Origin of the sequence: Alcaligenes sp. EGD-AK7, assembly GCF_000465875.3 — a bacterium.
GTDB lineage: Bacteria > Pseudomonadota > Gammaproteobacteria > Burkholderiales > Burkholderiaceae_B > Alcaligenes > Alcaligenes phenolicus.
In genome coordinates, this window is the sequence record NZ_AVOG02000012.1 from 410,643 (window position 1) to 433,866 (window position 23,224).

A 23,224-nucleotide genomic window follows, 5' to 3' on the forward strand; every position below is an offset into this window, starting at 1 on the left:
TCCTTTGAGTTGCATATAGGTGAGTAAAACAATAAGTGAAGTTGAATAAAAACGTATTTTACTCAACAACTTAGCTGCCTACACTGGGGGTATTCACCGCCTTGAGGAGACCACCATGAACTCACCCTACTTTGCGCCACAGCAGATTGCCAGTGAACTCAATCTTCAATCCCACTGGATGCCCTTTACCGCGAACCGACACTTCCAGCAGGACCCGCGCCTTGTCGTCAAAGCCGAAGGCAACTGGCTGTACGATCAGGATGGCCGCCAGATTTTTGACAGCCTGTCCGGGCTTTGGACTTGTGGTGCCGGACATGCTCGCCATGAAATCCAGGCCGCCGTGCATCGTCAACTCGGGCAACTGGACTACTCTCCCGCCTTTCAGTTTGGACACCCCGCTGCTTTTCAGCTGGCCGACAAGCTGACCCAGCACACCCCTGACGGTCTGGATCATGTTTTCTTCACGAACTCCGGTTCTGAATGTACCGACACGGTCGTCAAGATGGTGCGGGCGTACTGGCGTATTAAAGGCCAGGCGACCAAAACCCGTCTGATTGGCCGTGCTCGTGGCTACCACGGCGTGAACGTGGCCGGCACCAGCCTGGGAGGCATAGGCGGTAACCGCAAGATGTTCGGGCAACTGATGGATGCCGACCACCTGCCCCACGTACTGCAAGCAGACTGCGCCTTCACGCGCGGCCAGCCCGAAACAGGGGGCCTTGCCCTGGCCGACGAACTGCTGAAACTGATCGAATTGCACGACGCCAGTACCATCGCCGCCGTTTTTGTCGAACCCGTCTCCGGATCGGCAGGCGTACTGGTGCCACCTACCGGCTACCTGCAACGCCTGCGCCAGATTTGCGATCAGCACAACATTTTGCTGGTCTTTGATGAGGTCATCACCGGCCTGGGCCGCCTGGGAACCTATACCGGGGCCGAATACTTTGGCGTCACCCCCGACATCATGACCATGGCCAAGCAGTTGACCAACGGTGCCATCCCCATGGGCGCGGTCGTTGCCAGCAAGGAAATCTACCAAACCTTCATGGGCCAGGACTTGCCACTGCACGCCGTGGAATTCAGCCACGGTCATACCTACTCTGCCCACCCCGTCGCCTGCGCCGCTGGACTGGCTGCCCTGGAGTTGCTGGAACAGGATAATCTGCTGCAACGCTCCGCTGAACTGGCTCCGCATTTTGAACAAGCCCTGCACCAGTTGCGCGACAGCCCGAATGTCATCGACATCCGCAACTGCGGCCTGGCAGGTGCCATCCAGCTCGCCCCACGGAATGGCGACCCCGCCATCCGCCCCTTTGAAGCGGGACTGCAACTTTGGAAACAGGGCTTTTACGTACGCTTTGGTGGCGACACCCTGCAATTTGGCCCCACCTTTACCTCTACCCCCGAGCAACTCAACTCGCTCTTCGATGCGGTGGGAGGCGTCCTGAAGAACCTGGCTTGAACGCAGCAACAGGGCGGTCATGGAAAGACCGCCCCACACACCAACCAAGACCTGGAACAGGGCCTAAAGGAGACAGCCGCTGTAAACCAGGCTGAAGCCACTGCTCCAAACACGACAAAAGCGCCATAATAGAATTTTTGCCCCACAAGCATCGTTCAGCGCCATGAGTCCATCCCGCCCCGCCGTTTTTGCACAAGCCCCTATTGGCGTGTTTGATTCGGGCGTGGGCGGATTGTCCATCTGGCGTGCCCTGCGCCAATCCCTGCCCAACGAGCATTTGCTCTACCTGGCCGATTCCCGATACGCTCCCTACGGAGACCGATCCCCCAAATGGATTGTGGAGCGTACCCTGCAAATGACTCAATTGCTGGTAGACCAAGGCTGCAAGGCACTGGTCATCGCCTGCAACACCGCCACACTGGTAGCCGCCCCCGCCCTGCGCTCCAGGCTTTCCATCCCCATCATCGCCATCGAACCCGCCATAAAACCGGCTGCCGCCCTGAGCCGTAGCCGTAGCGTCGCCCTGATGGCCACCAGCCGCACCCTGGACAGCGGCGGCCTGCAAAACCTGATTGACCGCTATGCCAGCGACGTGGAAGTCATACGCATTCCCTGTCCAGGGCTGGCCGACCGGGTCGAGGCCCTGCAACTGTCAGGCCCGGAAATCGAAGCAGAACTCAAAGAACGATTGGCCCCCGCCCTGCAAAGCCAGGCCGATACCCTGGTCCTGGGCTGCACACACTACCCCTTTTTACGTCCCACAATCGAAGCCATCAGCGGCTCGCGCTTCCATATTCTGGAACCGTCCTTTGCCGTCGCCGCCCAAGTGCACCGTCGCCTGGAGCAGGCCAACTGCCTGAACACACAAGCCCAAGCAGGCAACAGCGCCTTCATCAGCAGCGCCCCCGTGGACCAAGCCCAAAAAGTCATCCAAGCCCTGACAGGACTGAGCGAACCCACCATGCTGGCATTCCCCATACATTCGCCAAGCGCGCTGTAGAAATTGTTCATCCTCAATCTCTCGATGTTTCCAGCAAGAGCCGCTTGAGTTGGCTGCTCTAGCTAGCTGACCACTATCTTTAGCGGCCCAACGGCCCCCCCCTCCGTTCACCATCTCCACTCGCCTCGACTCTGGGTTCGAACTGACGGGGTGACATGACGCCCTCCCCCCGGACGGTTTTAAAGTCAGCCCGAACAACGATCCTGCCCCATCACAAATCAAATCAGCACTCCACCCAAACAACGATTCCCGACCTCACTCTCGAAGCCATTGAGAGCTGCTCGGGGCGCCCTACGAAGAATGCCTCAGGCCCCCCACTCTGCAGCAACCAACGCCCCCAAGCCTGCTCCACCTTCAAGCTCAGCAAACAACAACAACAACAACAACAACAACAACAACAACAACAACAACAACAACAACAACAACAACAACTTTGAGCCTAAAGCATAAAAAACGCCTAAAACCCCGCCAAACCACGCCACCGTAACAAACCATCCATCAAGCCGCCATATGCCTGCCAAGCCGCAGCCAGCCAGCCCTTGAGCCCCACTGCTCCCACCCCCGTCCATCCCTTCACATAAAACACAATCCAATCATCGGCGGATTTGCTGATCCGTTCACAGGGCAGTCATACGCCCTTCCTACACTGCCCGCAGTCCTGATCCGATGCCAACTGAGCAGCCCACCCCCACGCCCAGTCTGGCCTCTCTTTTCACTTTTCTACACGAGTGGCTGTATGACCTTCTCTCCCCGTCTTCCCAAGTCCCCGGCATTGCAGCGCATGCAGCAAGCCGGGCTTACTCTGTCCATGGCCTTGCTGCTAAGTGCTTGTAGTGGTGGCTCCGGCGGCAATGATGGCTCCACCAGTCCTGGCGTGGACCCGGAACCCCCTACCGTTGAACCCGGCGACAAACCCCAGGCCCTGGGTGGCAAAAAAGCACTGATCGTCACCATCGACGGCTTGAGCTACGAAGCCTTGTTGCAAGCCCGTCAGGCCGGCCAGCACCCCGCCCTGAAATCACTGACCATCGCCCCCGCACAAACCGGCGGCTATGTCGGCACCAGCAGCGAACAACGCACCCTGCCCGTCCCTGGCTGGGCCTCCCTGATCACCGGCGTTTGGGCAGACCAGCACGGCCTGCGTGGCGTAGGCACTGCCGCCCCCACACTGAGCGCCCCCACCCTGCTAGCCCTGGCTGACAAGCAGCCCCAGGCCGCCATGGCCCTGAGCGCCGCCGACTACCGCAAGCTGCTAGGTGAAGACCTGCAGGCCGGACGCATCCTCGAAGCAGCCAACTGTACCGACTCCGACAGCTGTGTCAGCGAGCAAACCGAAAAATACCTGCAGCAAGGCAAATCCCTGATCCTGGCCCAAATCCAGGCTCCCGCCCGTGCTGCCTCCGAGGGTGGCATGGGTGGCCAGGCCTACCAGCAAGCCGTGCAAGCCTCGCTGGCCTCAGTGGACAAACTGTTTGCCCTGATCGAAAAACGCAAGCAGGCAGACGCTTCGGAAGACTGGTTGGTCATTCTGACCACCAGCTATGGTCTGGACGAATTTGGCGGCACCACTGGCTCGCAATTCAACCGCAACAAGACCAGCTTCATCGCCACCAACAAGACACTGGCCTCCTTGCCAGCCGTTGACAGCGCCGTGACCAGCACGACGGACATGAACACCCTGGCGGCCGTTATCGACATTGCCCCCACTGTGCTGTCCCACCTGGGCATCCAAAGCGAACAGTACCGCTTCCGTGGCTCCCCACTGCAAGCTGAAACTCGTGTGCGCAACGTGTCCTTCAGCAAACCCGCCGACAAGAACATGGTGGACCTGAAATGGGTACTGGATGGTGACGCCTCGCAGGAAATCCAGGTCATGCGCGACGGCAAGCTGATCGCTACCCTGCCTGCCGGCACAACCCAGTACTCCGACCCATTGCCAGTATCGGAAAATGCCCAGACTTACTCGCTGATCTACTCGATAAGTTCAGGCAAGGCCGCATCCACCATCAAGGCTGAAGTCGGGTACCAACCCCCTCCCAAGCTGGCCGACACGCTGAAAAATGGGTTGCGCAGCTACTACACCTTCAGCTCACAACCTTTTACCGATGCTAAGGGCGGGAGCAGCCTGCAAACATCCAGCCCTAGCGTCCCGAGCGGTGAACTTATTGCTGCTGACTTCCTGGATCCCTCCCAGCCTAAAGGGGGCTTGCGCCTGGTCGGTAGCAAAGCCGATGCCAATGGAAACCGGGGTTATCGCCTGTCCTTGAGCCGCGAGTTGCTGGGCACAGGTGGTGTGCAAAAACTGACCATCGGTTTCTGGTTCCGAACCCCCGACAACTGTCACGGCTATGGCGCTCCCATCATGGCCAACAAGAACTACGACTCCGGTAACACTCCCGGCTTTGCACTGGGCCTGTTCAACGCCAATGGTTGTGACGTCCGCTTTAACACCGGTTATGGGGGCGGTCGCAATGAAAGTCAGGGTTACAACGTCACACCCGACCAATGGGCCTACATAGCCGTCGTGATTGACAAGTCCAAAGGCATCATGCGTGGGCACGTATTCGATACCAAAAAAGGGGCGCAGTTCGGGTCTGTAGCCTTGGAGGCCCGCACAATCGCCGCATTGGGCGGAACCGGCACCAGCGAACTGGGGCTGAACGAAGACGTTACCGGCCAGTACTACAAACGCTGGGGTCGCAGCGACATCAATATGGACTTTGGCGAACTGGCCATCTGGGATCGTGACCTGAGCACGGACGAGCTGACCAGTATTTACGAATCGCGCAAACCCTTGTCCAGCCTCCAACCCTGATAGCACAACCAAGGAATTCTCATGACTCCAACGAGCACTTCATTCACTTTCGAGCGCATGAAACGCGCATCCGTGCTGCTGATGTTATGCGGCCTGCTGGCTGCTTGCGGCGGCGGTAACGACACAGGCAACTCGAACAGCTCCGGCTCTACCGAAGAACCTGCTGAGCCGGGCAAACCTAACCCAGAACCTGCGCCGCAACTCAAATGCGCCCCTTGATTGATTAAGAGATTAAGCACAATGACTTCACGTCGCACATTCCTACGCAACATGACCGGTGCCAGCCTGGCAGCCGGCTCCCTGGCCGCCTTTCCTCCCAGTATCCGCAAAGCGTTGGCCATCCCCGCCAACAACAAGACGGGCACCATCAAGGATGTAGAACACATTGTGGTTCTGATGCAAGAGAACCGCTCCTTTGACCACTACTTCGGCACCCTGAAAGGCGTGCGTGGATTTGGAGACCGTTTCACAATCCCAATGCCCAATGGGCGCAACGTCTGGCAGCAAAATGTCAGCTCGACCGAAACCGTGATGCCCTATCATCTGGACGCCACCAAAGGCAATGCCCAGCGCGTTAACGGCACACCGCACTCCTGGTCGGACGGCCAGGCTGCCTGGGACCACGGCCGCATGGACTTCTGGCCCAAGCACAAGAATCGTCACTCCATGGGCTACTACCGCGAAGCCGAATTGCCCTTCCAATTCGCGATGGCGAACGCCTTCACCATCTGCGATGCCTACCACTGCTCCATGCACACCGGCACGAACTCCAACCGCATGTTCCTATGGACCGGCACAAACGGTCCGACCGGCACAGGCGAGTGTACCGTCAACAATGCGTGGGACAGCCTGTGGCCCTCGATCTTTGGCGGCTACACCTGGAAAACTTATCCCGAACGCCTGGAAGAAGCCGGTATCAGTTGGAAGGTGTACCAGAACCTGCCTGACAACTTCACCGATAACCCCTTGGCTGGCTTTATCCAGTACCGACTTGCCGCTGAAAAATCGGGCAAACCCACCAATGCCCCGTATGAACCATCTGACGACGTCGGCAATCCTCTATTCAAGGGCATTGCCAACACCATGCCCGACGGCGGATTTCTGGAACAGATCCGCAAGGATGTCGAGTCCGGCACCTTGCCACAAATTTCCTGGGTGGTGGCCCCAGCCAACTACTCTGAGCATCCTGGCCCTTCAAGCCCCGTGCAAGGCGCTTGGTACACCCAAGAACTGCTTGATGCGCTGACGGCCAATCCCGAGGTCTGGAGCAAGACCGTATTGCTGGTCAACTTTGACGAGAACGACGGCTTCTTTGACCACATTCCCTCCCCCTCTGCCCCATCGATTGATCCTGTCACTGGCAAACCTGCTGGCAAGACCTCGCTGAGCGAAGAAGAAATCGCGTTTGAATACTACAACTACCCCAGTCCCAAAGGTCTGGCCGGCCAGCCTCCACGTGATGGCAAAGTATTCGGCCCCGGCGTGCGCGTGCCCATGTACGTAATCTCCCCCTGGAGCCGTGGCGGTTGGGTGAACTCGCAAGTGTTTGATCACACATCCGTCATCCGCTTCATGGAAGAGCGCTTCGGTGTGATGGAGCCCAATATCAGCCCCTACCGCCGTGCCGTGTGTGGTGACCTGACCTCGGCCTTCAACTTTGCCAGCCCGAACGACGAGCCACTGCCTACCTTGAACGGCCGTCGCAACCGTCAAGAGGCTGATGCCATTCGCAACGCTCAGGAACGTCTGGCTCAAGTACCTCAGCCCGTGGACAACCAGCGTATTCCCGTACAGCAAACCGGTGTGCGTCCATCGCGTGCCCTGCCCTACGAGCTGCACGTCAGCGCCCGTTGCGACAGTGAAAAAGGCGTACAACTGCTGTTCTCCAACACAGGTAAAGCCGCCGCTGTTTTCCACGTCTACGACAAGCTGAACCTGGACCGTATCCCGCGCCGCTACATGGTCGCTCCCGACCAGATTCTGGACGATGTCTGGGACGTGCAGGCGAACAATCTGGGGCACTACGACCTGTGGGTATTGGGCCCGAATGGTTTCCACCGCCACTTCCGTGGTGATGTCAGCGTATTGAGCCAGCCCGACACCGCCCGTCCAGAAATCCGCGTTTGTTACGAAGTGACCAAAGGTGATGTTTATCTGGAAATGATGAACGGTGGCCAGTCGGCCTGCACCTTCACCATCCAGTCCATGGCTTACCGTGAGGATGGCCCATGGGAAGTGACCGTGGAACCGGGCAAGCAAGCCAAGCAATCCTGGGTTCTGAAATCCAGCGGTCACTGGTACGACTTTGTGGTGCGCAGCAACAGCGACCCAAGCTACTACCGTCGTTTCGCTGGCCGCGTGGAATTTGGCGAGCACGGTGTCAGCGATCCGGCTCTGGGCATTCCGGCTTACCTGTAAGACTTAAACGCTGTGCATCTATAGTTCTCTATCGTCTGACTATGTGTGCGTGCGCACCACGCACACGTTTTGCCCCGATGCCTTTGCTTGGCATCGGGGCTTTTTTTTGTAGTGACTGGTGTGAAGCGGCAACTAAAAGCCCGCGGATCCAGCAAACTTAGCGGGTTAAGCGCGACCGAAGACCCAGGCCTAGGTAGTGCCTTCTACGTTGCCGCTTTCTTTTCGTCGCCACTCTTTCCTCTTTGACCTGGACCGATATCCGGGCGCTGCCCAACTCCACAACCGCGCGCAAAACAGCAGAGTAAGCAGTACGGGCAGGCAAGCAAACGTCAGCCCCTGCATACATAGCACGCTCACTGGACAGGGGGGACTCATCGGCCAGAAACAGGAGGGCGACATTATCCAGCTGCCGCATCGCGGAAATAACGGCGTACACATCAAACGCGCTCTCGCCCTCCCCGTCAATAATCAGAATGCGCTGGCGCTTTCCGAAAGTGGCAAGGTCTGTAGGACTGGTTGCTACCGTCGTGCACACCCCGGAGCCGGCCAAATAATCATGCAGGGCCAGCATATCGCCCACACGCGATGATGCAGGCTGTGCAATCAGGAGAAAAACCACATCAAAATCATACATAGGGCGCGATACGCAGTCCTGTTATCACCGACCACCCTGCATCAATTTAATAATGGCCTGTGTATGCTGGGCGTTCTGGGTTCCGATCAGCAAACGCCCATCGGAAATCGTTTCACTGATACGGGCCACGCTTACCAACTGCCCTTGCACACTTAACAACAGATAGTGGCCTCGTGCCTGAGCCGTGACACTGCGCAGTTTGCTAATGCCGTTCTGGTTCATCTCCAGTAGCAAAAACGTACCTTGATCCTGAGTGGTTACAGGGGTGACGCGGTGCAGATCGGATTGCGTCAAAACAGGCTGGGGCAGCGCAAACAGCGAGGTTCCCCCCACATCCACAGCCACCAAGGGCGCTTCTGCTTTCTCTTGCGCCAAATGCAGGGTAATGACAGTTGGAGCTTGAGTACGAGAGGCCGTCGGCGCTGCCGTGCTGGCATTGTTCGAACCACCCGCGCTTTGCATGACAGGCGGTGCTGGATCTACAGGTTCGGAAATATGACGAGGCATGGTTTGCTGACAAGCAGCCAGACCACCCGCCAGAATCAACACCGCTAATTTGTGCAGAATATTCATTGTTTTCTCGATCACGGCACACACCCGGCCAAGACGGGTGCGTGCCTGGTTGCCGCATCCAACTTAGCGTTGGCCTTGAACTTCGATATCGACCCGACGATTCGGTGCCAGGCAGGCAATCAAATCACTGCGATTGGGCTGATCACACTGCACAAGGGGGCGGTCCTGACCAAAGCCTTGCGTCACAATTACGGCGGCTGGAATGCCCTGGGCGGACAAGGCCTGTCGTACCGTCTGGGCACGTTGCTGCGACAAGCGCTGATTCGATGCCGCACTTCCAATCCGATCCGTATGGCCGGAAACCGTCACCCGTTCGATGTCGGACATTTGCTTGAGCTGGCCGGCAATATCACGAATCGTGCTCAGACCTGCGCTGGTCAAGGTCGCACTGCCAAACGCAAAGGCCACGTCCCCGGAAAGCGAGAACGGCTGAATGGTTGCGGTTTTCGGTGCCGCATCCAGAACAGAAGCACATTCACCAGGCTTCCAGTAAAAGCTGCGACCCAGCTTGTCCTGATCAAACAGCACCTTGAACTGACAAGTCTTGATGCCCTGTGCCGTGTTGAAGTGAAACAGGTAATCCCACTCGCGAACCTTGAAGCCTTCAGCAAAGTGCGGGCGACCCAGCAGGTCATACAGCTGATCGCGAGTCACGCCTTCCCGGACCTGACGCAGATTGTCGATATTCGGGTAAGAGCCCGTGTGAAAAGTTGCTTTATCCACTTCCGGAAACACCGGATTTTCCGTGTGGCCCTCCGAGTCCACCTGACTCAAGGTTCCGCAACCAGCAAGCACCAGGCTGCCTAGCAAAGCAGCCCCAAACCAATTTTTCTTCATGATCTGAATTCCTTCAAAAGTGTGTGCTGTGCATCGGCGCCAATGCGCCGATGCACCATAGAGTCAGGGCCGACTTACCATTGATAACCAATACCCACGGCACCACCGTAATCACCGCGCGAGGTGGTATTGCCCGAGAGCTTGTAAACCCACTTACCGTTATCGGTAATACCGGAGAAACCAATGGCCATACCGGACTCTCCACGCCAGGTACCGCCGGCCATGGACATCATGTGCTTGCCCGGCAAGTAAGCCTGAGGCAGAGACGCTGTTGCCATCGCGGCCGCCACACCTGCACTTAAGCGGTTATCCAGACGATTGATATCGTGGCGAATATTGTTGATCTGACCTTGCAGATTGCCCGCCACCTGATTCAACTGGCTTACGTTGACCGCATCGGTGTCATTCACGCCCGCCGCCACATTGGTGATGTGCTTGCCGGACATATTGATGCCGTTCTCGTTAATGATCGGGCCACCGTTATTGATCTGAATTTCATCGGCCTGAACATTCACTGCCGTAATGGAATTGACCTTCAGATCCTGGGATACCGATACCTTGATATCAGCGCCAACAGTCTGGCCTGCATCATTGACCCGGTCCGTCTTGGAGATAACGATGTTGTCCCCTTCAACAAAGCCCACCGTGTTGCCATTATGGATAGGCGTGCCGTCACCGGAGCCATTATTGCCACCACCTGTGGAGCCGGAACCATTGCCGTTGGAACCACCGGTATTGCCGCCTTCCTTGCCATCCGTCGGTGCTTCAACATTCCAGTGCATGCTGTCCAGAACATCTTTCAAGGAGGAGTGCTGGCCACCGTTGTAGGCAAACGAGCCGTTTCCATCCAGACCAATGAAGGACTCGATAGGCTGGAGCTGACCATAATTGACGGCATCGGTCGGATTGCGACCGGCGGCAACATTGGTGATGCGCATATCACCTGCGTTGATGCCAGCCAGGGTGATGCTCGGGCCATTATTGATGGTCAGGCCGGTGTTACCCAGGTGTACGTCGTTTCCTACCGCAACCCCTGCGTTGTTGATGACGGTATCGCCGGTCTTCAGGCTGCCATCTGCTCCCAGATCAATGTCCTTGTTCAGCTTGACTTCAACCTGTCCGGAATCATCGGTGCCAGTCTGCTCAACCGTGACATTCTTGTCACCGACAAAGGCAACCTGGCCGTTCGGGCCAATATTGGCGCTATTGCCATCCGCATCGGTCACATTCCAACCAGCGCTGGCAACGTCATTGACTTGCTTGAGCTGATCTTCGGTCGCCGCCTGACCGCTGGTGTAGCTGTCCGGATCCCAAGTCAGATTGGTCAGTCCGCCGATTCGGCCGGTATCACCATTGATCGTGACCGGGTTTGCTCCGCCCACCACGACCTGCGTGCTGCCGATAGCCGTGCTGTTACCGGCCGCATCTGCCACCGTGATCGAACCTGCGCCTACGGTAGTCGTGTCACCGGCGGCATTGCTGACCGTGGTGCCTGCCGCAGTCGTGGAGGTCTTGTTACCTGCCCCATCATCCACGGTCAGACCGTCGTTGTTCACGACCGTGTTTCCCGTCTTCAGGCTACCGTCTGCGCCCAGATCAATATCCTTGTTCAGGTTGAAGGCCAGGTCCGTGCCATCACGCGAAATGTTGATGTTGCCGTCCGTGTTACTGAAGTCCACCGAGGCGCCAGGCTTCACGTTTTCAGTAGCACCACCATTAGCGCTGATATTCCAGCCTGCGTTGGCAACCTCTGAAACTTCTTTCAGCTGCGATACGTTCACCGCATCGGTGTCGTCTGTACCTTTGGCCAGATTGGTGATTTTCTTGCCGTTCATATTGATGCCGGCATCGTTAATCACCGGACCACCGTTATTGATGGTGATGCTGTTCAGGTCCGTCAGATCCTTGGCCATGACCAGGTTCAGCTTGTTGCCGTCACTATCAACACGCAGGTTCGTACCCGTGGACTCTGCGCCCTCGGCCAGTTCACCCGAGATAGTCAACGGTGTGTTGTCACCCAGCGTTTTGGCAATCGCGTCGCCGGTATTGCCGGCAAAGCTCAAGCCATCAGCCTGGGTGGCGATCTCGCTGCCCTTGTAGATAACATCACCACCGCTTTGGACAACAAAGTTGTCACCCAGGTGGGTTTCGCCCGTAACAGTCAGATTGTTGGTCGTGACGCTGTCGCCATTAACGATCGTGTCACCTACTGTGACGCTGTCACCGTTGATCACGGTATCGCCTACAGTGATGCTATTACCCACAGTCAGATCATCGGCCAGATTGAAAGCCAGGTCGGTGCCATCGCGCGTCACGGTGATGTTGCCGTCGTCATTGCTGAAGTCCACCGATGCTCCGGGTTTGACGTTCTCGGCGGCAGCACCATTGGCGCTGATGTTCCAGCCTGCGTTGGCAACCTCTTCGACATCCTTCAACTGCGACACGTTCACCGCATCGGTGTCGTCTGTCCCTTTGGCTAGATTGGTGATTTTCTTGCCGTTCATATTGATGCCGGCACCGTTGATCACCGGACCACCGTTATTGATGGTGATGCTATTCAGATCCGTCAGGTTCTGAGCCATGACCAGATTCAGCTTGTTGCCGTCACTATCAACACGCAGGTTGGCACCCGTGGACTCTGCTCCCTCGGCCAGTTCGCCGGAGATGGTCAGCGGTGTGTCGTCACTCAGCGTCTTGGCAATGGTGCTGCCGGTGTTGCCCGCAAAGCTCAAGCCATCAGCCTGGGTGGCAATTTCGTTGCCCTTGTAGATAACATCCCCGGTGTTTTGGACAACAAAGCTGTCACCCAAATGGGTTTCGCCCGTAACAGTCAGATTGTTAGTCGTGACGCTGTCACCGTTGATCACGGTATCGCCTACAGTGATGCTATTACCCACAGTCAGATCATCGGCCAGATTGAAAGCCAGATCGGTGCCATCACGCGAGATAACGATGTTGTCGTCATCATTGCTGAAGTCTACCGAACCACCCGGCTTCACGTTCTCAGCCATGGCACCATTGGCACTCACATTCCAACCTTGAGCCGCGTACTTGATCGCATCGTGCACCGTGTTTTCACCGGTATCTCCGATATTGCTCATGCTCAGGTTGCCATTAGAGGCCAGCGTGGCATTGCCACCCAAAATGTTTTTCGTGGTGTTAGCTACATTGCCCAGCACCGAATTCGTGGCATGCAACTGGCTGCCATTGATCGCATCTGTGCTGCTGGCGCTGATCCGGCCCGCGGCCACATTCGTCACTGTGCGTTTTTCCTGCTCCGTACCCACGCTGACGGTAGCAACAGGACGATCTCCGGCAAAGTTGCCGTAGTTCAGCCCGTTCAAAGAAGCATTCAAGGTGCCAACCGCGCCTGCTGTTTCTGCACCATCACCCAGCGCTACCGAGCGTGCATTGAGCGCCTTTGAACCCTGTCCAATAGCGACAGCACGATCGGCCGTGCTGCGGGAGCCGTCACCCAGCGCGATTGCCTGACGCTCAAGCGCCCAAGCGTCACGGCCTTGTGCAATCGATGCCTCGCCAAAGGCATGTGCACCCTTGCCCTGTGCCTGTGCAAAATCAGCGGTGGCCTGAGCTTCGCGACCTACCGCAATGCTGCTATTGAACTGGGACATGGAGTCCGTACCCAGCGCAATGGAGTCGCGGTTCTTGTCCTGATTTTCGACATCAGGATTAGACTGGCCGGAGCGAGCGTTAGTACCCATTGCAATACCGCGTGCCGCAAAGGCTTTGGCATCCGTACCGCTGGCCTGGGAATCACCGGCAGCCGCCCGTGATCGGGTGCCAAACGCCATAGCGTCATTAGCCGTTGCCGTCGCATTGCTACCCTGAGCGATGCCGCGAGCCGCATTCACCACCGAGTTTTTACCGATCACAATCCCTTCCACGGCTGTAGAACTGGATTCTGTACCGATCACAATCGAGTTCTCGACCGAGGGACCGTTTGCCTGGCGATCTGTGTAGGAATCCCGGCCAATGACGATGGAGTTCTTGTCACGGCTGACAACGTGCGTACCGATTGCCACGCCGCTCTCGTCCCGCGCTTCGGATTGGGAGTTACCGATAGTCGTGGAATTCAGCCCCAAGCCTTTGATGTTGTGTCCCAGCACAACAGATGACGCTCCCTCTGCCCCTGCCATATGTCCAATAGCAACCGAGTCCTTTTCCTTGGCAGTTGCATCAGGGCCGATGGCAATCGAGTCGATGGCTGTTGCAGCAGCACCGTTATTGTTCTTGTTGCCCTTGTCGACACCACCATCATTAACGCTGAAGTAACGAGGTTTGCTATCGGCAATCTGCTGGCCCCAGTCCTCGCCAACCTTCTCGGCCAGCTTTTCATAATCCACAGTCGCACCCAGCGTCACCTGATCAACAGCCGACTGCAACTGGCGCACGTTCACTGCATCGGTCTCATTGGCACCGTCTTCCACGTTCACAATACGACGTGTGAACTCACTGCCCGACTGGCTGCTACCAACGGAAACGGCACTGCCATTGAAGCCTCTATTGGTGAACTTGCTCAAGCCAGACACATCGTTTTGCGCGGCATGAGAGTTCAACCCCAAGGCTACGAAATTGCTGTCAGCATGAGCATTAGGGCCAATGGCAGTACCCGTTCCCAATGCCGTTGTCTGACGACCCATCGCGACCCCGGTATTACCGGCAATCGCCTTGTACCCAATCGCCACGCCTTCTGTTTCAGCGCCGGAGTCCTCACCAATACCGATCGCACGGTTTGATGACAGCCCCCGATTCGCATTCTTGCCCAGGCTGACATTGCTATCGCCTATGACATTCAGGCCGGCATCTCGGCCAATCGCCACGTTTTCGTTGCCATCCACGCCATTGCCGGTGCCATCACCCAGCGCCACATTGAACTGACCTTTGACGTTCTGACCACTGGCCTGACCGATGGCAATATTGTGCGAACGATCACCCGGCAGATGATTGCCAGTGGCCTGGCCTGCGCCATTACCGATAGAGATATTGTTTTCTGCATCAGCCTGAGCACCTAAACCCAAGGCGATCCCGTTAGCCCCACTGGCCTGTGCCTGCATACCCAAGGCAAGCGCATTATTTCCACTTGCCGCTGCTTCGCGGCCTACCGCAACGCTGGCCAAACCGCTGCTCCGACTATCCTTGCCAATGGCAATGGCTGCCTCCGGTTTAGGTCGACTGTCTGCGCTGGCGACACTGGCACCGTCACCCAATGCAATCGCGCTGTCGGCGTCGGCCAGCGCACCTTGTCCTGCAGCAATACTGCGATCCCCCTCTGCCTTGGACTCAGGGCCAATTGCAATGGATTCTTCACCATTCGCCTCGGAATCAGGCAGCTCCGAGTTCGCACGGAAATACTTCACGCCAGGATTGGTTTCATCCACTCCCAAGGCAATCAGACGATCGTTAACAGTCACCAACCCTGTTTCAGTAGCGCCAATTCGAGTGTCATGTGCAGCGATGGCGGTTTCGTTGCCCGCAATTCGACTGTCATGGGCCATGATGGCCGTTTCATTGTCCGTAATGCGAGTCCCATGATCCGTCAGAGTGGACTCATTGCTCGTGACCCGCCCTTCCAGCCCATCAATCTTACCGGTATTGGTCTGCACCTCAGCGGACGTAGCATTGAGCTGCGCCTGGGTCGCCACAGACTCACCACCCACCGTAATCTGATCGGCACTCAAGGCGCCGGAGATCATCAGGCTACTCAACCCCACGATGCTGCCACCACCACCCGTAAACCGAATGGTGCCGCCTGGGCTGGTGAAGTCAATGAGGTTGCTCTGACCGTCGCCTGGAATCTCGACTGCCGCCCAGGCATTGCTCATCGCCAATGCGCTTGCTGTCAACAAGGCGAGCCATCCCATGCGTGCGGAAAAAGACGCACGCTTTCCTCCTTTGACGCACGAGGAACTGCGCTTGCCTTTGGCTTTCTTGTGCTCAGAAACGGCAACAAATGTTCCCGTTTGCTCATTCCAGATGGTTTTATAGACGTGATTCATCTCTGTTCCTGATCCTTTAAGGAATACGTGTTGAGTGCTACGTTGATGTGTGTGGGGCTGAAACTGTCTCGAACGCACAAAGGCTCCGCCCCCTCCCGGGGGGGCAGGACGCAGGGGGGGTCTATGTAGTAGCCTTGGACGGCGTGCACGCCGGCATCGACGCTCAACTGGAAATCCAGGGCAGTCTCAATTCCTTCGGCGATGACGTATTGGCTGATGCCATGCGAGGCATGAACCCAAGAATGAAGGGCAGCAAGGCCGTCCCTGTCCCGTGCCTGATGCACCAGGGATTTATCAAGTTTTAAGACCTGGGGTCGGATCTGCCGAGCCAGATCCAAGGTATTGAATCCGGTCCCAATATCATCAATGGCAACTTTGCAACCCAGGCCGCGCAAGGTGCGCAGCAGGCTAATGGCGGCTTCCTGATCAAAGACAGAAGCCGTTTCGGTAATTTCCAGGGTCAAACGGCTGGCCAGCTGTGGCGCACCACGCAGCACCGCAATCAGCAACCGCCACCACGGCCCCTGTTGCAAAGACAAGGGGGAAATATTGCAGGCAAGATGAACATCCGGATCACGCTCCAGCACCTGTACCACCGACCACAGAACGCTGGCATCCAGGCGTTCGGTCACATGCAAGCGCTCTATGGCCTGAACAACCGGCGCACAAGAAACGGACTGAGTACTGTTCTGCGCATCATCCCAGCGCAACAGCACTTCGTAATACAGAACCTGCTCGCGATCCTGCACAAAGACCACAGGCTGAAATGACAGGGCAACCTTCTCGTCCCGCATATCTGCAAAGAAACGAGTCGCCAAAGCCATGTCGCGCCGAGTCTGCTCGCAAACAGGAGGCTCAAGCTCGGAGAAGGCAATGGTGCTGGCCAGAGACTGCAATTGAGACAGGCAAACCGGACGGTCGCCCGATGCTTCAACCCAAGCCGGAACAACATTGACCAGGATGCGGTCCGAGCCGCAGCGAACGGGCTCGTAGCACAGCGCCGCTTTGACTCGTTCCAGAAACAGGTCCTTGTCAAGCTGGGTGGGCAGACGACAATTCGTCAAACCAATCAACACCACTTGATCAAGCACCAGGATGTCGCTGCGTGCTATGCCGTAGGGACGCAGGCGCGCCGAAATGGCGGACAAAAAGGCTTGCTGGAACAGGCGCGCATCATAGGCCTGGGCAAGCGTTGCCAGTCTTCGCAAGCCTAAAAGCAAATAGCTGCTTGAAGGAGTAACTTGCTGCAACCAGCAGGACAATGACTCTAGCGACTGGACGCCCATTACGCGCCCCGCTTCGCCGGTTGGCACTCTGGACGCTGTGTGTGAATCAGCGTCTGGCTTTCCACCTGACAGCGGTCAAAAAGCCTCCTTTATGTCAACATCGATTCCATAACAAATAGACACGTTTGTACGTGAAAATTACGCTGAAAAGGATCATTTCGATGCGCTATTCGGTTGGGACTAAAAGGAGGCTTCTTGTCAAAATCGCAAGCCTATTTACGCCTTTTCTTAACCATTGTTGACGCTTGCCTATGGCTGGCTGCAACGTTCTTCAGAAAGTGCATCGGTCAGACCTGCTTCGTGTTGACACACATGTGGCCGCCGCTAACACTTAATCAGTATCTGCATCTGAAACACAGCGTTAATAAAAAATTACGTAATAGTTTTTATTGCAGTACGAGCTACCTCAATCGCCGTTTACGTGGCAGCAGGTTTGCATGCGGTTAGTAAAACTTGACATCGCGTGGCCAACATTCCACTGGACCATCTTGGGTTTACTAACATCGATTGCACTGAGATGTGGTCGAGTGGGAGGGGGGAGGCTGCGCTTTGCGCTAGGAAGATGGGTACTATGAGTAAGAAATATGGATATGCACGCGTTTCAACACAGGATCAAAACCTGGACCTACAGATCGCGGCTTTACAAAAGGTGAATTGTGATCATATCTATACGGATAGAGGGATATCAGGGGCTAAAGCAACACGTCCAGGATTGAATCATCTGCAGCGAAAACTGAAATCGGGTGACACGCTTATTGTCTGGCGTCTGGATAGGCTGGGCCGATCACTACGCTATTTGGTCGACACGATCGATCGTTTAGGCAAAGAGAATATCCATTTCATTTCCTTGACGGAAAATATAGACACGACAACATCGGGTGGTAGATTGCTGTTTCATATGATGGCCGCCCTGGCTGAGTTTGAACGCTCGCTGATTAGCGAACGCACTCGCGCAGGAATGGCAGCAGCGCGTGCCAATGGCAGGCCACTAGGCAGACGCCCTGCCTTATCACCCGCCCAACACAAAGAAGCACTTATTGCGCTGACCAATCAAGTTCCGCTGGACATCGTTGCCAAAAAATATGACGTGCATCCCAGGACAATCCGCCGCATCAAGGCCACGGCCTCGACATAGCCGGCTCAACGCAAGTGACTTAAGTATTAGTCAGCATTGCCGCCAGACAACCAGGTGGCGGCAATGATCTGTAGAGGAACAGGGCAAGCACCCTACCGCCTTTTACTGCACCAGCTGATTCATCTCGATAATTGGCAGCATCACTGCCAGAACAATCAACAGCACCAAACCGCCCATCAGCAAAATCATCAAAGGTTCCAGCAAGGCGGTCATGGTCAGGGCTTTGCGCTCCAGCTCGGTTGATAAGGTCGTCGCAGCCCGATCCAGCATGGGCGCCAGCTCACCGGTTTTTTCACCGCTGGCAATCAGTTGGACTAACAGCGGCGGGAACAAGGCACTACGCTGCAAGGCGGTCGCCAAAGGCAGACCCTCACGCACATGGATGGCGGCCTGATTCACGGCACCGCGCAAGGCCAGATTGGACACAGTACGCCCGGCCGCTTCCAATGCCGTTAGCAAGGCCACATTGCTGCCAGCCAGAATAGCTAACGTGGCAGCGAAGCGAGCGGTATCCACGCCCAGCAAGTAGCCTCCCAGAACAGGCACGCTTAACAGACGCCGATGAAAGGCCAGCTTCAAGGCCGGCTGTCGCAGCAAAAAAGCCACCAGGCCAGCCGCCAGCAAGAGCACAACAAATAACACCAGGCCCCATTCACGCAGCAAATCACTGGCGCTGATCATGACCCGAGTCAGCATGGGCAGTTGCTGTTTGGCTTGGGTGAAAGCACCGACCACTTGCGGGACGACGTAGCTCAGCAAAAACACCACCATCGCCACCGAAATCAGGCTGACGATGGCTGGGTAGATAAAAGCCGTCAGCACCTTGCCGCGCAAGGCTCCACTGTCCTCAATGAAACTCGCCAGACGGTCCAGCACTTGTTCCAGCTCGCCAGACTGCTCCCCTGCCCGCACCAATGCTCGGTAGATCTCAGGGAAGTCGCGCGGATGATTCGCCAAGGCTTCACTCAAGCTTTGTCCTGCCCGAATATCCGCACGCAGGGCTGCCAGCAATTGCACCAAAGGCCGACGAGTCGCCTGCTCAATCACCACGCCCAGGCTGGCCTCCAGAGACAAGCCCGCCGCCACCAGACTGGCTAACTGTCGGGTCAGCCAGGATAACTCGGTACGACGCAGGCCCGCACTGCGAGCACGGGCAGCGGCTCGGCTACGGCCCGCCTTCAGGGAAACTGTCAGCAGACCCCGGGACAGTAATTGCTGACGCGCCAGCCGTTCGCTCTCGGCCTCCAGCACACCCCGCTCGCTGCGTCCGGCCTGGTCCACCGCCTCATAATGATAAGTACCCATGCTCTTTCGCCCCCTTATAACTCGCGCGTGACGCGCAATACTTCTTCAGGGGTACTGATGCCCTGCTCTACCCAACGCTGGGCATCCTCGCGCAAACTACGCATGCCCGATTCACGCGCGGCCTGACGCAAGGCAGGTTCGGCTCCGGCAGCATTCAACAAGTGCTGGGCACGTTCATCGATGCGATACAGCTCGTGAATCCCGGTACGGCCTTGATAACCCGTGTGAGCGCAATGCTCGCAACCAGCAGGACTGGCCCGATACTGCCCGTGCTCGGCAGGCTGACGACAATGTCGGCACAGCTTGCGTATCAGCCGCTGGGCCAGCACGCCACGCAAGGTAGACGCCAGCAAAAAAGGCTCCACACCCATATCGACCAAGCGAGTCGCGGCGGACACGGCATCGTTGGTGTGCAAGGTGGCCAGCACCAGGTGACCTGTCAAAGAAGCCTGCACCGCAATCTGCGCGGTTTCCAGATCCCGAATTTCCCCGATCATGATGATGTCCGGGTCCTGTCGCAATATGGCACGCAAGGCACGTGCAAAGCTCAACTCAATACGGGGATTGACCTGCGTCTGGCCCACGCCTGGCAAGTCATATTCAATCGGATCTTCCACCGTCAGCACATTGCTGCGGGCTGTATCGACACGGCCCAGAGCGGCATACAAGGTGGTGGTTTTACCGCTGCCGGTAGGCCCGGTAACCAGCACAATGCCGTGTGGTTGATGAATCAGCTCATCGAGCTGAGCCAGGATATCCGGGGCCATGCCCAGACGCTCCAGCTCCAGTTGCCCGGCTGACTTGTCCAGCAAACGCATCACGGCACGTTCGCCATGTCCGGTAGGCAGAATCGAGACACGCAGGTCCAAGGCCCTGCCCCCCACTTTCAGGGCAATACGGCCATCTTGGGGCAAGCGTTTTTCGGCAATATCCAGGCTGGCCATAATCTTGATGCGGGACACCAAAGCACCATGCAAGGCTCGACGCGGGCTGACGATATCGCGCAAACGGCCATCCACCCGGTAACGCACGACCGAATGGGTTTCATAAGGCTCCAGGTGTATATCACTGGCACCATCCCGCACCGCCTGGGTGAACAAGGCGTTGATCATGCGGATGACCGGCGCATCGTCCTGGTTTTCCAGCAAGTCGGTGACAGCGGGCAGTTCCTGCATCAGGCGATCCAGGTCCACCTCATTGGCAGCCGCATCCACCACGCTGGCGGCATCGTCGCCCTGTGCGTAACTGGCATCAATCAGGGTATCCAGCTCCGCATCCGGAACTTGCCGCTCGTCCAGCTCGGGATAGCGTCGCCGCAATTCCACCAAGGCCCAATCCGGTGTACGCTCGCTAATCACCAGCGTGCCCACGCCTTGCTGCTGCGTCAGCACCGCACGGTGCTGACGTGCCCAGGAGTACGGCAGGCGGGTCATAGCGTCTCTCGCAGGTCCACGGCTCCGGACGAGCCTGCGGCCTGTGGCAACACCATGTGTCCCGCATCCGGGTGGAACCAGGTGGAGCGATCGGGCAAGCCTGTCTGCACGGCACGCATGTAGTTGTAGCGGTCCAAAGACAGGCTTTGGCTATCTTGGGCATTACGCACAATATGAGGGCGCAGGAACACCATCAAATTGGTTTTGGTACGCTTGCGTTTCTCGTATTTGAAGAGGTTGCCCACCAACGGAATATCGCCCAGCAAGGGAACCGATTGCTGACCATCCTCAATCGAGTCTTCCAATAAGCCGCCCAGCACAATAATCTGCCCATCATCGACCAGAACATTGGTACTAAGCGCACGTTTACGCGTGACAGGCGCGCTGGGCGATACCGACGTAGTAGGGTCCAGGCTGCTGACCTCCTGGTACAGAGCCATCTTGACGGTCCCACCTTCGGAAATCTGCGGACGCACTTTCAGGGTCAGGCCCACATCCTCGCGCTGAATGGTCTGAAAGGGATTACTGGCCCCATCACCCGTGGTCGTGTACTGCCCCGTCACAAAGGGCACGGTACGGCCCACCATGATGCTGGCTTCTTCGTTATCGAGCGTCATCAGGTTGGGTGTGGACAGAATATTGATGCCGCCCTGGCGCTCCATCGCCCGGGCCAGGACGCCCAGATTGACAATCTGCTGGCCCAGCACGTTCACCGTGCCTTTGACCACGCCCAGACTTAAACCCGCCGCCAAAGAATCCAGCGTGGTCACCCCGGCCTTGTTAATCCCGCTGCCACCCAGATTGGCGCCCCCGACAAAACCTGAACCTCCATCGGCAATATTGCCACCGCCTGTCATCCACTGGATGCCAAACTCGGCCGCATTCTCCGCATTCACCTCCACAATCAGGCTCTCGACCAGCACTTGAGCGCGACGTTGATCCAGTTGATCGATCACTTCACGCAAGCTGCGGTAAACCGGATCAGGGGCCGAAATGATCAGCGTATTCGTGGATGGATCAGCCTGCACAGTGGCACCGCCAGCGCTAAAGGCCACGGTGCCGCTGGCATTGTTTGCGGCGCTCAAACCCATCTCGGCCTGAGGCTGCTGCTTGGCGGTGGCCAACGTGTCCATGGCTTTGGCACCGCCGGTGGTGCTGGCGTTGGCGGCGGGTGCCAGGCTATTGCTGTTCGCCTGTTGATTCCCGGTACTCGCGTTCCCCGAAGGCGCTTGCCCAGTCAAGGCCCCCCGCAGCACTTCAGCCAGCTGCACCGCCTGAGCATTGCGCAGATAGACCACATGCAAATTGCCTTTATTGCTTTCCGGGCTGTCAATACGCCGGATCAGGTCACGGGCCAGATCCAGCCGGGCCGGACTGCCTGCCCGCACCAGAACCGAGTTGCTGCGCGGGTCGGCCACCACCGTAATGCGCTGCGCCACATCGTTGCCGGGCGTATCGAGCATTTGCGAGGCCAGGGCTGCCACATCCAGGGCCACGCCGTAGTCAATCGGGATAATGTCCGTGTTCAAGCCTGCGGGGGTATCGACCCCCGCAATGACCTGAGCGATACGGTCCAGATTATCACCGTAATCGGTCACCACCAGCGTGTTGTTGGACGGGTAGGCATTGATGGGATTATTGGGCGAAATCATCGGCCGCAGCACCGGAACCAAGGCGGTCGCATTTTCATAACGCAAGGTAAACACCCTCGTTTCCAGCTCGCCGCTGCCACTGGCCCCGGTACCGGCCGCCCGCACTGCACCGCCCTGCTGGCGCGCTTCAGCTTCAGGGACCACCCGACTGACCTTGCCACTACGCAACACGGCAAACCCTTGCATGCGCAGGGCAGACAACAGCATCTCGTAGGCGGTACGGGCATCGACCGGTACTTCGGACACCAAAGTCAGCTGTCCTTTTACGCGAGGGTCCACGATGAAGTTCTGGCCGGTAAAACGGGCCAAGGCAGCTACAACCCCATCCAGCTCGGCATCCACAAAATTCAGTGTGATGTCGTTGCCTTGCGGGAACTCGGCCGGATCGGGCAAGTCGATCGGAGCAGCACTGCCCCCGACACGCTGCGGGACCCGACGCGTCACAGCCGGAGGCGACGTATTGCTATTGGCAAAGCGCGGGTCAGCCTGAGTGCTACGAACAGGCGTCTTGCCTACCGAGGCAAAAAACGAAGAAGGATCGGGGCCGGGTTCAGGCTTCTGACCATTGCTCGCACAGGCGCTCAACAGCACGGCTGCACCCAGGCTTAAAAGGAAGCGAGGCCGCAGCCCATGAGATCGTTTAGTCAAGGTACTCAT

Annotated in this window: 15 protein-coding genes; 6 read left to right on the top strand and 9 right to left on the bottom strand. The window is 57.3% G+C overall.

Translation table 11 applies throughout. The features are described from left to right. Nucleotides 1-115 precede the first annotated feature (115 nt). Complete coding sequence (locus tag N879_RS10530; protein ID WP_009459363.1) at nucleotides 116-1,462, top strand: aspartate aminotransferase family protein; 1,347 nt, start codon at nucleotides 116-118, stop codon at nucleotides 1,460-1,462. A 163-nt stretch (nucleotides 1,463-1,625) separates the two neighbouring features. Continuing rightward, a complete protein-coding gene (gene murI, locus N879_RS10535; protein ID WP_009459365.1) occupies nucleotides 1,626-2,462 on the top strand; it encodes a glutamate racemase in 837 nt (278 codons plus the stop codon). 305 nt (nucleotides 2,463-2,767) lie between these two features. On the opposite strand, the gene N879_RS20570 is transcribed toward murI, so the two are convergent. Continuing rightward, complete coding sequence (locus N879_RS20570) at nucleotides 2,768-2,983, bottom strand: hypothetical protein (protein WP_161808937.1); 216 nt, start codon at nucleotides 2,981-2,983, stop codon at nucleotides 2,768-2,770. A 215-nt stretch (nucleotides 2,984-3,198) separates the two neighbouring features. Here N879_RS20570 and N879_RS10545 point away from each other — a divergent pair, with 215 nt between their 5' ends. From N879_RS10545 to N879_RS10555, 3 genes are read left to right on the top strand one after another with little or no spacing between them, the layout of a single operon-like run. Then, nucleotides 3,199-5,277 carry a LamG-like jellyroll fold domain-containing protein gene (locus tag N879_RS10545; protein WP_022983355.1) on the top strand — a complete coding sequence of 693 codons (2,079 nt, stop codon included), beginning with the start codon at nucleotides 3,199-3,201 and terminating at the stop codon, nucleotides 5,275-5,277. 21 nt (nucleotides 5,278-5,298) lie between these two features. Further along, nucleotides 5,299-5,496 carry a hypothetical protein gene (locus N879_RS20660; protein WP_022983356.1) on the top strand — a complete coding sequence of 66 codons (198 nt, stop codon included), beginning with the start codon at nucleotides 5,299-5,301 and terminating at the stop codon, nucleotides 5,494-5,496. A gap of 21 nt (nucleotides 5,497-5,517) precedes the next feature. Further along, on the top strand, nucleotides 5,518-7,695 hold the full coding sequence (locus tag N879_RS10555) for a phosphocholine-specific phospholipase C (protein WP_009459369.1): 2,178 nt from the start codon (nucleotides 5,518-5,520) through the stop codon (nucleotides 7,693-7,695). A 157-nt stretch (nucleotides 7,696-7,852) separates the two neighbouring features. On the opposite strand, the gene N879_RS10560 is transcribed toward N879_RS10555, so the two are convergent. From N879_RS10560 to N879_RS10580, 5 genes are all read right to left on the bottom strand, one after another. Further along, the gene (locus N879_RS10560) at nucleotides 7,853-8,329 is read right to left on the bottom strand and encodes a hypothetical protein (RefSeq protein WP_009459371.1); all 477 of its coding nucleotides are present in this window, start codon (nucleotides 8,327-8,329) and stop codon (nucleotides 7,853-7,855) included. A gap of 24 nt (nucleotides 8,330-8,353) precedes the next feature. Beyond that, complete coding sequence (locus N879_RS10565) at nucleotides 8,354-8,902, bottom strand: hypothetical protein (protein ID WP_009459373.1); 549 nt, start codon at nucleotides 8,900-8,902, stop codon at nucleotides 8,354-8,356. A 63-nt stretch (nucleotides 8,903-8,965) separates the two neighbouring features. Then, nucleotides 8,966-9,739 carry an OmpA family protein gene (locus tag N879_RS10570; protein WP_009459375.1) on the bottom strand — a complete coding sequence of 258 codons (774 nt, stop codon included), beginning with the start codon at nucleotides 9,737-9,739 and terminating at the stop codon, nucleotides 8,966-8,968. Nucleotides 9,740-9,813: 74 nt separating this feature from the next. Continuing rightward, nucleotides 9,814-15,756 (bottom strand): YadA-like family protein, encoded by a 5,943-nt coding sequence (locus N879_RS10575; protein WP_021446944.1) that lies wholly within the window; start codon nucleotides 15,754-15,756, stop codon nucleotides 9,814-9,816. Then, nucleotides 15,753-16,964: an EAL domain-containing protein gene (locus tag N879_RS10580; RefSeq protein WP_009459380.1), complete on the bottom strand. Its 1,212-nt coding sequence runs from the start codon at nucleotides 16,962-16,964 to the stop codon at nucleotides 15,753-15,755. The genes N879_RS10575 and N879_RS10580 overlap by 4 nt, the downstream gene beginning before the upstream one ends. Nucleotides 16,965-17,613: 649 nt before the next feature. Here N879_RS10580 and N879_RS10585 point away from each other — a divergent pair. Continuing rightward, the gene (locus N879_RS10585) at nucleotides 17,614-18,177 is read left to right on the top strand and encodes a recombinase family protein (protein WP_128831655.1); all 564 of its coding nucleotides are present in this window, start codon (nucleotides 17,614-17,616) and stop codon (nucleotides 18,175-18,177) included. Between the two features lie 102 nt (nucleotides 18,178-18,279). On the opposite strand, the gene gspF is transcribed toward N879_RS10585, so the two are convergent. The 3 genes from gspF to gspD are packed head-to-tail and all read right to left on the bottom strand — an operon-like array spanning nucleotide 18,280 to nucleotide 23,224. Beyond that, nucleotides 18,280-19,482: a type II secretion system inner membrane protein GspF gene (gene gspF / locus N879_RS10590; RefSeq protein ID WP_021446947.1), complete on the bottom strand. Its 1,203-nt coding sequence runs from the start codon at nucleotides 19,480-19,482 to the stop codon at nucleotides 18,280-18,282. 14 nt (nucleotides 19,483-19,496) lie between these two features. Further along, nucleotides 19,497-20,915 carry a type II secretion system ATPase GspE gene (gene gspE / locus N879_RS10595; protein WP_009459386.1) on the bottom strand — a complete coding sequence of 473 codons (1,419 nt, stop codon included), beginning with the start codon at nucleotides 20,913-20,915 and terminating at the stop codon, nucleotides 19,497-19,499. Continuing rightward, entirely contained in the window at nucleotides 20,912-23,224 is a 2,313-nt protein-coding gene (gspD, locus tag N879_RS10600) for a type II secretion system secretin GspD (RefSeq protein ID WP_021446948.1), read from the bottom strand. Before gspD ends, gspE begins: the two co-directional genes overlap by 4 nt.

Excerpts from the sequence above, each read along its gene's own strand:
- murI (WP_009459365.1), top strand. The coding sequence starts at position 1,626 with ATGAGTCCATCCCGCCCCGCCGTTTTTGCACAAGCCCCTATTGGCGTG.
- N879_RS20660 (WP_022983356.1), top strand. The coding sequence starts at position 5,299 with ATGACTCCAACGAGCACTTCATTCACTTTCGAGCGCATGAAACGCGCA.
- N879_RS10575 (WP_021446944.1), bottom strand. The coding sequence starts at position 15,756 with ATGAATCACGTCTATAAAACCATCTGGAATGAGCAAACGGGAACATTT.
- N879_RS10555 (WP_009459369.1), top strand. The coding sequence starts at position 5,518 with ATGACTTCACGTCGCACATTCCTACGCAACATGACCGGTGCCAGCCTG.
- N879_RS10530 (WP_009459363.1), top strand. The coding sequence starts at position 116 with ATGAACTCACCCTACTTTGCGCCACAGCAGATTGCCAGTGAACTCAAT.
- N879_RS10565 (WP_009459373.1), bottom strand. The coding sequence starts at position 8,902 with ATGAATATTCTGCACAAATTAGCGGTGTTGATTCTGGCGGGTGGTCTG.
- N879_RS10545 (WP_022983355.1), top strand. The coding sequence starts at position 3,199 with ATGACCTTCTCTCCCCGTCTTCCCAAGTCCCCGGCATTGCAGCGCATG.
- N879_RS10585 (WP_128831655.1), top strand. The coding sequence starts at position 17,614 with ATGAGTAAGAAATATGGATATGCACGCGTTTCAACACAGGATCAAAAC.
- N879_RS10570 (WP_009459375.1), bottom strand. The coding sequence starts at position 9,739 with ATGAAGAAAAATTGGTTTGGGGCTGCTTTGCTAGGCAGCCTGGTGCTT.
- gspF (WP_021446947.1), bottom strand. The coding sequence starts at position 19,482 with ATGGGTACTTATCATTATGAGGCGGTGGACCAGGCCGGACGCAGCGAG.
- gspD (WP_021446948.1), bottom strand. The coding sequence starts at position 23,224 with ATGAGTACCTTGACTAAACGATCTCATGGGCTGCGGCCTCGCTTCCTT.
- N879_RS10560 (WP_009459371.1), bottom strand. The coding sequence starts at position 8,329 with ATGTATGATTTTGATGTGGTTTTTCTCCTGATTGCACAGCCTGCATCA.
- gspE (WP_009459386.1), bottom strand. The coding sequence starts at position 20,915 with ATGACCCGCCTGCCGTACTCCTGGGCACGTCAGCACCGTGCGGTGCTG.